Origin of the sequence: Streptomyces sp. NPDC018026 (assembly GCF_044327745.1) — a bacterium.
Taxonomy (GTDB): domain Bacteria; phylum Actinomycetota; class Actinomycetes; order Streptomycetales; family Streptomycetaceae; genus Streptomyces; species Streptomyces rubrogriseus.
Window position 1 is genome coordinate 257,912 of record NZ_JBIRFY010000012.1, and the last position, 14,067, is coordinate 271,978.

Annotated in this window: 1 protein-coding gene; it reads left to right on the plus strand. The window is 74.7% G+C overall.

Features of this window, described 5'->3' with window-relative positions:
• Window positions 1–238: 238 nt before the first annotated feature.
• The coding region (locus tag ACH4D3_RS31325) for an amino acid adenylation domain-containing protein (RefSeq protein WP_398329041.1) at window positions 239–14,067 on the plus strand (13,829 nt) is incomplete at its 3' end.

Sequence of the window (14,067 nt, forward strand, 5' to 3'; positions counted from 1 at the left end):
ACCCCTCTCCTTCTCCGGCAGCGATTAGAAATGCGCGTTGCCACACTCTACAAATGACCCGTATAACCTCGCTATCGAGTGGTTATCAAGGCTCCTACCTGCGGTTATCTACTCGAATAAGCATATTGACCAGCTCGTCGCAGCCTTGCTAGCGTCCCAGTTCGCTCTCAATTGAATGCCGTCCGGTAAACAGCCGTACGGGCACACATCTTGTTTGTTTTGCATGGTGAGGAGACAGGTGTCTGAGAACTCTTCGGTTCGGCACGGTCTGACGAGCGCGCAGCACGAGGTGTGGCTCGCCCAGCAGCTGGATCCGCGCGGCGCGCACTACCGGACGGGATCCTGCCTGGAGATCGACGGACCACTGGACCACGCGGTGCTGAGCGCGGCCCTGCGGCACACCGTGGCCGATACGGAGACGCTCTGCTCGCGCTTCCTCACCGACGGGGAGGGCCGGCCGTACCGCGCGTACTGCCCGCCCGCGCCGGAGGGTTCGGCCGCCGTCGAGGACCCGGACGGGGTGCCCTACACACCCGTGCTGCTGCGCCACATCGACCTCTCCGGTCATGAGGACCCCGAGGGCGAGGCCCAGCGGTGGATGGAGCGGGACCGCGCGACGCCGCTGCCCCTGGACCGGCCCGGCCTGAGCAGCCACGCGCTGTTCACGCTCGGCGGGGGCCGCCACCTGTACTACCTGGGCGTCCACCACATCGTGATCGACGGCACCAGCATGGCCCTGTTCTACGAGCGGCTGGCCGAGGTGTACCGCGCGCTGCGGGACGGGCGTGCGGTACCCGCGGCCGCCTTCGGGGACACGGACCGGATGGTCGCGGGCGAGGAGGCCTACCGCGCGTCGGCGCGGTACGAGCGTGACCGGGCCTACTGGACCGGCCTGTTCGCCGACCGTCCCGAGCCCGTCTCGCTCACCGGGCGCGGCGGCGGCCGGGTCCTCGCGCCGACCGTGACGAGCCTGGGCCTGCCCCCGGAGCGCACGGAGGTGCTCGGCCGGGCCGCCGAGGCAACCGGTGCCCACTGGGCCCGCGTGGTCATCGCCGGTGTGGCCGCCTTCCTGCACCGGACGACGGGCGCCCGGGACATCGTGGTGTCGGTGCCGGTCACCGGGCGCTACGGCGCGAACGCCCGGATCACCCCCGGCATGGTCTCCAACCGGCTGCCGCTGCGGCTGGCGGTGCGCCCCGGCGAGAGTTTCGCGCGGGTGGTCGAGACCGTGTCCGAGGCGATGAGCGGCCTCCTGGCGCACAGCCGCTTCCGCGGCGAGGACCTCGACCGCGAGCTGGGCGGCGCGGGGGTGTCGGGGCCCACCGTCAACGTCATGCCGTACATCAGGCCGGTGGACTTCGGCGGTCCGGTCGGCCTGATGCGCAGCATCAGTTCGGGTCCCACCACCGATCTGAACATCGTGCTGACCGGCACCCCCGAGTCCGGCCTGCGCGTCGACTTCGAGGGCAACCCGCAGGTGTACGGCACCCAGGACCTGACGGTGCTGCAGGAACGCTTCGTCCGGTTCCTGGCGGAGCTGGCGGCCGACCCCGCCGCCACGGTCGACGAGGTCGCGCTGCTGACGCCGGACGAGCGGCAGCGGGTCCTCGACGGGTGGAACGACACCGCCCACGAGGTGCCGGAGACCACGCTGCCCGAGCTGTTCGCCGCGCGGGCCGCCCGCACTCCCGGGCACGAGGCCCTGGTGTACGGGGGCACTTCGCTGACGTACGCCGAACTGGACGCCCGCGCCGAGCGGCTGGCCGGTGCGCTGGCGGCGCGGGGCGCGGGCCCGGAGCGGTTCGTCGCGGTCGCCGTGGAGCGGTCGGCGGAGCTGGTGGTGGCGCTGCTCGCGGTGCTCAAGTCGGGTGCGGCGTACGTCCCCGTGGACCCCGGCTATCCGGCCGACCGCATCGCGCACATCCTGCGGGACGCGGGCGCGATGCTCGTGCTGACCACCCGGGACACGGCGGAGCGACTGCCCGCAGACGGCACGCCCCGGCTGCTGCTCGACGAGCCGGCCGCGCCGGGACCCGCCACGGAGGGGCCCGTTACGGCGGGATCCGCCACGGAGGGGTCCGTTACGGCTGGGGCGACCGTCCCGCCCGTCGCCGTCCCGCGGGCGGTGCCCGGCCCCGGCCACCCCGCCTACGTCATCTACACCTCGGGGTCCACCGGCCGTCCCAAGGGCGTGGTGATCTCCCACCGGGCGATCGTCAACCGGCTGGCCTGGATGCAGGACACCTACGGCCTGGAGCCCTCCGACCGGGTGCTGCAGAAGACGCCGTCCGGCTTCGACGTGTCCGTGTGGGAGTTCTTCTGGCCGCTCGTCCAGGGCGCCACCCTGGTCGTGGCCCGGCCCGGGGGCCACACGGACCCGGCCTACCTGGCCGACACCGTCCGGCGCGAGGGCGTGACCACCCTGCACTTCGTGCCGTCGATGCTCGACGTGTTCCTGCGGGAGCCCGCCGCGGCCGCGCTGGGCGCCGCGACGCCGGTGCGGCGGGTGTTCTGCAGCGGCGAGGCGCTCCCGGCGGAGCTGCGGGCCCGTTTCCGGGCCGTGTCGGACGTGCCGCTGCACAACCTGTACGGGCCCACCGAGGCCGCCGTCGACGTGACGTACTGGCCGTGCGCCGAGGACACCGGCGACGGACCGGTGCCGATCGGACGGCCGGTGTGGAACACCCGGATGTACGTGCTCGACGCCGCGCTGCGGCCGGTCCCGGCCGGTGTGCCCGGCGAGCTGTACATCGCCGGTGCGCAGCTGGCCCGCGGCTACCTGGGCCGCCCCGCGCTGAGCGCCGAACGCTTCACCGCCGACCCGCACGGCGCGCCCGGCAGCCGGATGTACCGCACCGGCGACCTGGCGCGCTGGAACCACGACGGCAGCCTCGACTACCTCGGCCGCGCCGACCACCAGGTCAAGCTGCGCGGCTTCCGCATCGAACTCGGCGAGATCGAGGCCGCGCTCGTACGGCAGCCGGAGATCGCCCAGGCCGCCGTCGTCCTGCGCGAGGACCGCCCCGGCGACCAGCGCCTGGTCGCGTACACCGTGCCGACCCGGGCCCCGGACCCCCGCACGGGCACACCCGCGGACACGGGGACACGCCCCGGGCCGGACGGCACGACCGCGAAGACCGACGCCGGACCGAACGCGGACGCGGACGCCCGAACCGGTACCGGCGGACCGGGCGCCGCACCGGACACGGACGGGGCCGTGCTGGCCGCGCGGCTGCGGGAGTCGCTGCCCGGCTACATGGTGCCCTCGGCCTTCGTCACTCTCCCCCGGCTGCCCGTCACGCCGAACGGCAAGCTCGACCGGCGGGCCCTGCCCGCCCCCGCGGAGTCCGGGCGCTCCGCCGGGCGGGCGCCGCGCACGCCGGGCGAGGAGCTGCTGTGCACGCTCTTCGCCGAGGTGCTCGGCGTGGCCGAGGTCGGTGTCGACGACGACTTCTTCGACCTGGGCGGCCACTCGCTGCTCGCCACCCGGCTGATCAGCCGCATCCGCGCCACCGCCGGCGCGGAGGTGCCGATCCGGCGTGTCTTCGAGGCGCCGACCGCGGCGGAGCTGGCCCCCGCGCTGACGGACGGCGGGCGGGCCCGTGCCGCGGTCACCGCCCGGCCGCGCCCCGGCCGCCTGCCGCTCTCCTTCGCCCAGCGGCGCCTGTGGTTCATCCACCAGTACGAGGGGCCCTCGCCGCTCTACAACATCCCGGCCGCGCTGCGGCTGGCGGGCCCGGTGGACGGCGCCGCGCTGTCCGCGGCCCTCGGCGACGTGGTGGCCCGGCACGAGAGCCTGCGCACCGTCTTCGCCGAGGACGCGCACGGCCCCCACCAGGTGATCCTGTCCGCCGAGCGGGCCGCGCCCCGGCTGGAGACGCTGGACAGCGCCCCGGAGCGGCTGGCCGCCGACCTCGCGCGCACCGCCCGGCACACCTTCGACCTGACCCGGGACGTACCGCTGCGGGCCACCCTGCTGCGGGTGGCGCCCGAGGAGCACGTGCTGCTCCTCGTCCTGCACCACATCGCGGGCGACGGCTGGTCGCTGGCGCCCCTCGCCCGTGACCTGGGCACCGCCTACGCCGCCCGGACCGCCGGCACGGCCCCCGACTGGGCGCCGCTGCCGGTGCAGTACGCCGACTACACGCTGTGGCAGCGTGAACTGCTCGGCGCCGACGGGGACGGCGTCGAGGAGGGCGGTGCGGGCACCGGGGACGGCGGTGAGGGTGCCCGGCAGCTCGCCCACTGGCGCGAGGCGCTGGCCGGACTGCCGGAGCGGCTGGAGCTGCCCAGCGACCGGCCGCGCCCGGTGCGCCGCGACAACTCCGGCGCGCGCCTGGACGTGTCCGTGCCCGCCGAGCTGCACCGCTCGCTGGCCGCGCTCGCCGCGGAGACCCGGACCAGCGTCTTCATGGTGCTCCAGGCCGCGCTGGCGGGGCTGCTGACCCGGCTCGGCGCGGGCGAGGACGTGCCGATCGGCTCGACCATCGCCGGCCGCACCGACGCCGCCGTCGAGAACCTGGTCGGCTTCTTCGTCAACACGCTGGTGCTGCGCACCGACACCGGCGGCGACCCGGCCTTCCGCGAGCTGCTCTCCCGCGTCCGCGAGCGCGACCTGGCCGCCTACGCCCACCAGGACGTGCCCTTCGAGCGGCTCGTCGAGGCGGTCAACCCGGACCGGGCCACCTCCCACCACCCGCTGTTCCAGGTGATGCTGACCTTCGACACCACCCAGCAGGACGCCCTCGGCGAGCTGGGCCGGCTGCCCGGGATCACGACGTCGCTGCTGCCCGTGCACACCGGACTGTCCCGGTTCGACCTCGTGTTCGCCTTCGACGAGCGGCGGGACTCCGCGGGCGGGCGGGCCGGTCTCGACCTCGCGGTGGAGTTCAGCACCGAGCTGTTCGACACCGGCACCGTGCGCACCCTCACCGAGCGGCTGCTGCGGCTGCTCACCCAGGTCGCCGCCGATCCCGGCGTGCGCCTGGGCGACCTCGACGTCCTCGTCCCCGGCGAGCACCACGACCTGCTGGTGACCGCCAACCGGCCCGGCACCGCGCCCGCTTCCCCCGCGCCCGTTCCGCCCGCACCGGTGACGGCCACGCTCCCCGAGCTGTTCGAGCGGCAGGCCGCCCGGCACCCGGACCGCACCGCGCTGACCTTCGAGGACACCTCGCTGTCCTACGCCGAGCTGAACGCGCGCGCCAACCGCCTGGCCCGGCTGCTGACCGCCCGCGGGATCGGCCCCGACGCGCTGGTCGCCCTGGCCCTGCCGCGCTCCGTCGAACTGGTCGTGGCCCTGCTCGCGGTGGTCAAGTCGGGCGCCGCCTACGTGCCGCTCGACCCCGGATACCCCGCCGACCGGCTCGCCCACGCGCTGTCCGACTCCGCGCCCGCGGCCCTGCTCACCGACCGCGCCACCGCCGGCCGGCTGCCCGCCCACGAGGTGCCCCGCATCGTCCTCGACGCCCCCGCCCCGGCGGACGGCGGCGCCACGGGCGGCGACCCGGCGGACGCGTACCCCGCCACCGACCTGGCGCAGGGCGAGCGGGTCAGGCCGCTGGACCCGAGGGGCACGGCGTACGTCATCTACACCTCCGGCTCGACGGGCCGCCCCAAGGGCGTGGCCGTGCCGCACGGCAACGTCGTACGGCTCTTCTCCGCCACCGCGCCCTGGTTCGGCTTCGACGAGCACGACGTGTGGACGCTCTTCCACTCGTACGCCTTCGACTTCTCGGTGTGGGAGCTGTGGGGTCCGCTGCTGCACGGCGGGCGGCTCGTCGTCGTCCCGCACGACGTCACCCGGGACCCCGCCGCCTTCCTCGCCCTCCTCGCGCGCGAACGCGTCACCGTCCTCAACCAGACGCCGTCCGCCTTCCACCAGCTGGCCGCCGCCGACCGCGAGAGCCGCGCCGAACTCGCGCTGCGCACCGTGGTGTTCGGCGGTGAGGCCCTGGACCTGTCCCGGCTGGCCGACTGGTACGAGCGGCACGCCGAGGACGCGCCCGCCCTGGTCAACATGTACGGCATCACCGAGACCACCGTGCACGTCTCGCACTTCGCCCTGGACCGGGCCACCGCGGCCGCCTCGTCCGCCAGCACCATCGGCGTCAACATCCCCGACCTGCGGGTCTACGTCCTCGACGACCGGCTGCGCCCCACCGCTCCCGGCGTCACCGGCGAGATGTACGTGGCCGGTGCGGGCCTCGCCCGCGGCTACCTGGGCCGCCCGGCGCTGACCGCGGACCGCTTCCCCGCCGACCCATACGCCGCCCTCTTCGGCGAGCGCGGCACCCGCATGTACCGCACCGGCGACCTGGCCAGGCGCCGCACCGACGGCGGACTGGACTACCTGGGCCGCGCCGACCAGCAGGTCAAGATCCGCGGCTTCCGCATCGAGCCCGGCGAGATCGAGGCCGTGCTCGCCGCCCACCCCGCCGTCGACGACGTGGCCGTGGTGGCGCGCGAGGACGTCCAGGGCGACCCGCGGCTCGTCGCGTACGTGGTGACCGGCTCCGGCGCGACGGCCCGCGCGCTGCACGACCACGCGGCCGGGCACCTGCCGGACCACATGCTGCCGTCGGCGTTCGTCACCCTGGACGTGCTGCCGCTGACGCCCAACGGCAAGCTCGACACCAAGGCGCTGCCCGCCCCCGCCCACGCGGGGCAGGTGACCGGACGCGCGCCGCGCGGGCCGCGCGAGGAGATCCTGTGCTCCCTGTTCGCCGAGGTGCTCGGGGTGCCCCGGCTGACCGTCGACGACAGCTTCTTCGACCTCGGCGGGCACTCCCTGCTCGCCACCCGGCTGGCCGCCCGCATCCGCAGCACCCTCGGTGTGCAGCTGTCCGTACGGCGGCTGTTCGAGACCCCCACGGTCGCCGGGCTGTCCGCCGCCCTCGACGGTGCCGAGCGGTCCGGCACCGGCCCGACGGCCGGTGCGCGCCCGGAGCGGCTGCCGCTGTCGTACGCCCAGCAGCGGCTGTGGTTCCTGCACCAGTTGGAGGGCCCCTCCCCCACCTACAACATCACCGGCGCGCTGCGGCTGACCGGTGACCTCGACCCCGGGGCGCTGCGCGCGGCCTTCCAGGACGTCGTCACGCGCCACGAGAGCCTGCGGACCGTCTTCTCGGAGGACGGGCACGGCGCCCGGCAGACCGTGCTCGACGCCGCCGGTGTGCGCTTCGAACTGCCGGTCGCCGACGTGACCGAGGACCGGCTGGACGCGCGCCTCGCGCAGGCCGCCCGGCACTGCTTCGACCTGACGGCCGACATCCCGGTGCGGGCGGAGCTGTTCCGGCTCGGCGCGCGGGAGCACGTCCTGCTGCTGATGGTCCACCACATCGCCGGTGACGGCTGGTCCCTCGGCCCGCTGATCCGCGACCTGGCCGCCGCCTACACGGCCCGCGCGGCCGGTCGCGCCCCCGACTGGGCACCGCTGCCCGTGCAGTACGCGGACTTCGCCCTGTGGCAGCGCGCCGCGCTCGGGGACGCCGCCGACGCCACCAGCCCGGCGGGCCGGCAGCTCGCGCACTGGAAGGAGGCCCTGGCCGGGCTGCCCGACCGGCTCGAACTGCCCGCGGACCGGCCGCTGCCCGCCGTCGCCTCGCACCGCGGCGGCCAGGTGCCGCTCACCGTCCCCGCACCCCTGCACAGCGGTGTCGCGGAGCTGGCCAAGGAGTCCCGCACCAGCGTCTTCATGGTGCTCCAGGCGGCGCTCGCGGCCCTGCTGACCCGGATGGGCGCGGGCGAGGACGTCCCGCTCGGCACCCCGGTGGCGGGCCGCGGCGACGACGCCGTCGACCAGGTCGTCGGCTTCTTCGTCAACACCCTGGTCCTGCGCACCGACACCGGCGGCAACCCCACCTTCCGCGAACTCCTCGACCGGGTCCGCGACACCGACCTGACCGCCTACGACCACCAGGACCTGCCGTTCGAGCACCTGGTGGACGTCCTCTCGCCCACCAGGTCGCTCTCCCACAACCCGCTGTTCCAGGTGCTGCTGAGCCTGGACACCACCCAGCAGGACGCCCTGGCCGCGCTCTCCGCAACCGGCCTCGGCGTACGCCTGCTGAACGTCGCCACCGGCGTCGCCAAGCTGGACCTCGCCCTGGAGATCGCCGAGCACCGCGACACCGACGGCACCCCGGCCGGGCTGGTGGGCGCGGCCGAGTACAGCGCGGACCTCTTCGACGAGGGCACCGTCACGCTGCTGGTGGAGCGGTTCCTGCGGCTGCTGGACGCGCTGGTCGCGGACCCGTCCCGGCGCATCGGCGACGTCGACGTGCTCGGCCCCCGGGAGCGGGAGCGGGTCCTGACCGAGTGGAACGACACCGCCCGCAGGCCGGTGGAGGGCACCTTCGCCGACCACGTCGCCCGGCACGCCGCCGACCGCCCCGGCCACCTCGCGGTCGAAACGGCCGCCGCCGCGGCGCCCGACGCCGCGCTGACCTACGGCGAACTCAACGAGCGTGCCAACCGCTTGGCCCGCGCCCTCCTCGACCTGGGCGCGGGTCCGGAGCGGTTCGTGGCGGTCGCCCTGCCCCGCTCCGCCGAACTGGTCCTCTCGGCGCTCGCCGCCTTCAAGGCGGGCGCGGCCTACCTGCCCGTGGACCCCGCGCACCCCGCCGAACGGATCGCCCACCTCGTCCGGGACGCGGCCCCCACCCTGGTCGTCACCACCTCCGCCCTGGCCGCGAGCCTCCCGGACACCGGCACGCCGGTCCTGCTGCTCGACACCCCCGAGACCGCCGCGACCCTCGCCGCACTCCCCGGCCACGACGTCACCGACGCCGACCGGCCGGTACCGCTGCGCCCCGAGCACCCCGCGTACATGATCTACACCTCGGGAACGACCGGCCGCCCCAAGGGCGTCGTCGTCACCCACACCGGGCTGCCCGGCCTCCTGGACATCTTCACCCGCGACTGCGCGGCCGGCCCGGACAGCAGGATCCTGCAACACCTCTCCCCGAGCTTCGACGCCTCGTTCTGGGAGCTGGCGATGGGCCTGCTCACCGGGGCCACCCTGGTCGTGGCGCCGCCGGAGACCACGCCGGGACCGGAGCTGGCCGAGCTGGCGACCCGGCACGCGGCGACCCACCTGAGCCTGACCACGTCGGTCCTCGGCCTCCTGCCGCCGGGCTCGCTGCCCGACGGGCTGACCCTCGTCGTGGGCGCCGAGGCCATCCCGCCCGAGCTGGTGGAGCGCTGGTCGCCGGGCCGTACGATGCTGAACTCCTACGGTCCCACCGAGACCACCGTCTGCTCCACCATGAGCGGCCCGCTGTCCGGCCCCGCCGTCCCGCCCATCGGCTCGCCCGTCGCCAACAGCGCCGTGTACGTGCTGGACGCGACGCTGCGTCCGGTCCCGCCCGGTGTGCCCGGCGAGCTGTACGCGGCCGGAGCGCATCTGGCCCGCGGCTACCACGCCCGCCCCGCGCTGACCGCCGAACGGTTCGTGGCCAACCCCTTCGGCGAGCCCGGCAGCCGGCTCTACCGCACCGGCGACCTGGTCCGCTGGCGGGCCGACGGCCAGTTGGAGTACCTGGGGCGCGCCGACACCCAGGTCAAGATCCGCGGCCTGCGGATCGAGCCGACCGAGATCGAGGCGGTCGTCACCGAACGCCCGCACCTGGCGCGGGCCGCCGTGATCGTCCGCGAGGACCGGCCCGGCGACCGACGGCTCGTCGCCTACGTCGTGCCCGAGCCCGGCACCACCGTGGACACCGCCGAACTCCGCGCCGCACTGCGCGAGACCCTGCCCGACCACATGATCCCGACCACGTTCGTCGTACTGGACGCGCTGCCGCTGACCCTCAACGGCAAGCTGGACCGCAAGGCGCTGCCCGCCCCCGACTACTCCGCCCGCACCTCGGGCCGGGCCGCCCGCGACCCGCGCGAGCGGCTGCTGACCGGGCTGTTCGGCGAGATCCTCGGCGTGGAACCGGCCGGTGTCGACGACGGCTTCTTCGACCTGGGCGGGGACAGCATCCTGTCCATCCAGCTCGTCGCCCGCGCCCGCGCGGCGGGCCTGGTCCTGTCGGTGCGGGACGTCTTCGAGCACCAGACGCCCGCGCTGCTCGCCCGGTCGGCCGCCGCCGCACCCGCCGGGGACCGCCCGGCGCGGGACTCCGGCCTGCCCGCCGACGGCCCGGCGCCGCGCACCCCGATGATGGGCTGGTTCGCCGCTCTCGGCTCCGACCTGGCCGCGTTCAACCAGTCGCTGGTCCTGCGCGTACCCGCCGCCCTCGACCCCGGCGCGCTCGACACCGCCCTGCGGGCCGTGCTCGACCGGCACGACGCGCTGCGCATGCGGGTGGCCGACGACTGGACCATCGAGATCCCGCCGCCGGGCTCGGTGACACCGGCCGACTGCCTGGTCCGCTTCGACGCCGTACCCCTCGACGAGTCCGCCGTGCGCTCGGCGGTCACCGAGCAGGCACGGGCGGCCCGCGACCGCCTGGCCCCGGCCGACGGCCGCATGCTCCAGGCCGTCTGGCTCGACCGCGGCGCCGACCGGAACGGGCTGCTCGTCCTGGTCGCCAACCACCTGGTCGTGGACGGCGTCACCTGGCGCATCCTGGTCCCCGACCTGGCGGCCGCCTACGCGGGCGAGACCCTCGCCCCGGTGGGCACCCCGTGGCGGCACTGGGCCCTGTCCCTCTCCGACCTCGCCGGGCAGCCGCGGACCGAGGAGGAGCTGGACCACTGGCACTCGGTCCTCGGCGACACCCCGCCCACGCTCCGCCTGGACCCGGCGCGGGACACCCACGCGACCGCGGGCGAGATCACCGCCGAACTCGACGCGGACACCACCGAGGCCCTGCTCACCTGGGTCCCCGGCGTCTGCCACGCCACGGTCAACGACGTCTTCCTGAGCACCTTCGCCCTGGCCGTCGCCGCCTGGCGGCGCGGGCGCGGCGAGGACCCCGACGCACCCGTCGTGCTCGACCTGGAGAGCCACGGCCGCCACGAGGAGGCGGTCCCGGGCACCGAACTCAGCCGTACGGCGGGCTGGTTCACGTCGATGTACCCGGTCCGCCTCGCACCCCCCGCCGCCTCCGGGGACGGCTCGGCGCTCCGCGCGCTGAAGGCCGTCAAGGAACAGCTGCGCACCGTCCCGGGCGACGGCCTCGGCTACGGCCTGCTGCGCCACCTCAACCCCCGCACCCGGGACACCCTCGGCGCCCTGCCCCTCCCCGAGTTCGGCTTCAACTACCTCGGCCGGCTCGGCCGGGAGGGCACCGACGAGGCCCCCTGGACCATCGAGGGCGGCGACGTCGCCGGTATCGACGGTGCCATGCCGCTGGCCCACCCCGTGGACGTGAACGCCGTCGCCCGGGAGACCGCCGACGGCACCCGGCTGCGCGCCCGTTGGACGTACTCCCGCACCGCGCTGGAGCCCGAGGACACCCAGCGGCTGGCCGACACCTGGTTCCGGCTGCTGCGCCGCCTCGTCGAGGAGGCCCGGCAGCCCGGCGCGGGCGGCCTCACCCCCTCCGACATCGCCCACCCCGCTCTCGCCCAGGACGAGATCGAGGACCTGGAGCACACCGTCCCCGGCCTCCAGGACATCCTGCCCCTCGCCCCCCTCCAGGAGGGTTTCCTCTTCCTCAACCTGTACGACGAGAGCGCCCGCGACGTCTACGTCGGCCAGCTCGCCTTCGACCTGGAGGGCTCCTTCGACGCCACCCGCATGCGCGCGGCGGCCGGGGCCCTGCTGCGCCGGCACGCCAACCTGCGCGCCGGGTTCCGGCAGACGACGTCCGGCGCATGGGTACAGGTGGTGCCCGCCGAGCTGGGACCCGACTGGCGGGAGTACGACCTGACCGACCTCGCCGACGAGGCGGAACGGGACGCGGAGGCCGGACGGCTGGCGGCCGGGGACCGCGAACGCCGCTTCGACCTCACCCGCCCGCCACTGATGCGCTTCACGGCGATCCGGCTGTCCGCCGACCGCGTCCGGCTGGTGATGACCAACCACCACATCCTGCTCGACGGCTGGTCCATGCCCCTGCTCTGGCAGGAACTGACCGAGCTGTACGTCTCCGGCGGCGACCCCGTGAGCCTGCCCCCGGTCCGTCCCTACCGCGACCACCTGGCCTGGCTCGGCGCCCGCGACCGGGACGCCGCCCGCGACGCCTGGCAGCGGTCCCTGTCCGGGCTCGACGAGGCCACCCTCCTCGCCCCGGACGCCGGCCCCGCCGAGGCGGCCCCGCTGAGCGTCCCGTTCGGCCTGGACCGTGCCGCCACGGCGGCCCTGTCCGCGTGGGCGCGGGGTCAGGGCGTGACCATGAACACGGTGGTCCAGGGCGCCTGGGCCCTCGCGCTGGCCCAGGCCACCGGACGCGACGACGTCGTCTTCGGCGCCACCGTCTCCGGCCGCCCGCCCGAGCTGCCCGGCGTCGAGTCCATGATCGGCCTGTTCATCAACACCCTGCCCGTCCGCACCCGCCTCGACCAGGCCGAACCCCTCGGCGACCTCTTCCGCCGCCTCCAGACCGAACAGGCCCGCCTCCTGGACCACCAGTGGCCCGGCCTCGCCGACATCCAGCACTGGGCCGGACACGGCGAACTCTTCGACACCGCCATGGTCTTCCAGAACTACCCGGTGAGCGCCGACACGACGAGCCGCCAGCTCGACGGGCTGCGGGTGGCCGGTTTCGACGCGGTCGAGAGCACGGACTTCGCCGTCAACCTCGTCGCCCACACCCGCGACGACGACCTGCGGCTGCGCCTCGACTACCGCCCGGACGCCTGCGCCGACGACCTGGTCCGCTCACTGGCGGACCGGATGCTGCGGGTACTGGAAGCACTGCTCACCGACTCGGACCGTCCCGTGGCCCACCTGGACACCCTCGACCCGGCCGCGCGGGAGCGGGTCCTGGTGGAGTGGAACGGGGCAACGACTGAACTTCCGGGGACGCCGCTGCACGAGTTGATCAGCGAGCAGGCCCGCTTGACGCCGGACGCTGTAGCGGTGGTGTGCGGGGAGAACTCCCTGACCTACGCCGAGCTGGACAGGCGCGCCAACCAACTCGCCCGGCACCTGCTGGGAGAGGGGCTGGGTGCGGAGCAGTTCGTGGCGATCGCGCTGGCCAAGTCGCTGGACGCGGTGACCAGCATGCTGGCCGTGCTGAAGACCGGCGCGGCCTACCTGCCGATCGACCCCGACTACCCCGCCGAGCGCATCGCCTACATGCTCGACGACGCCCGGCCCGCCCTGATCCTCACGGAGCCGGTGGACGCCGCTGCGTATGCGAGCCGTCCCAACGGTCCACTCACGGACGCGGAGCGCCGTAGCCCGTGGTCGGCGCGGCACGCGGCCTACATGATCTACACCTCGGGCTCCACCGGCCGCCCCAAGGGCGTCGTCATCGAACACCACGCCCTGGCCACCTACCTCCACCGCGCCCGCAACACCTACACCGCCATGACCGGCGTGACCGTCCTGCACTCCCCGCTGGCCTTCGACCTCACCATCACCGCCCTGTGGACACCCCTCACCGCCGGCGGAACCGTCCACCTCACCAGCCTCGAAGAGTCGGACACTCAACCGAGTCTGATCAAGGCCACCCCCAGCCACCTCCCCCTGCTCACCACACTCCCCGAGACGGCCTCCCCGTCCCACACCCTCATCCTCGGCGGCGAAGCCCTCCACACCGACCACCTCGCCACCTGGCGGGCCCAGCACCCCGGTGTCCAGATCATCAACGCCTACGGCCCCACCGAATCCACCGTCAACATCACCGACCACCACCTCGACGGCACGGAGGAAGGCGCCGTCCCCATCGGACGCCCCTTCGCCAACACCCAGGCCTACGTCCTCGACTCAGCCCTGCGCCCCGTCGCCCCCGGCGTCACCGGAGAGCTCTACCTCGCGGGCGAACAGCTCGCCCGCGGCTACCTCGGCCGCCCCGCCCTCACCGCCGAACGCTTCACCGCCAACCCCCACAGCACCACCCCCGGCACCCGCATGTACCGCACCGGCGACCTCGCCCACTGGAACCACCACGGCCACCTCACCTACGACGGACGCGCCGACCACCAGATCAAACTCCGCGGCCACCG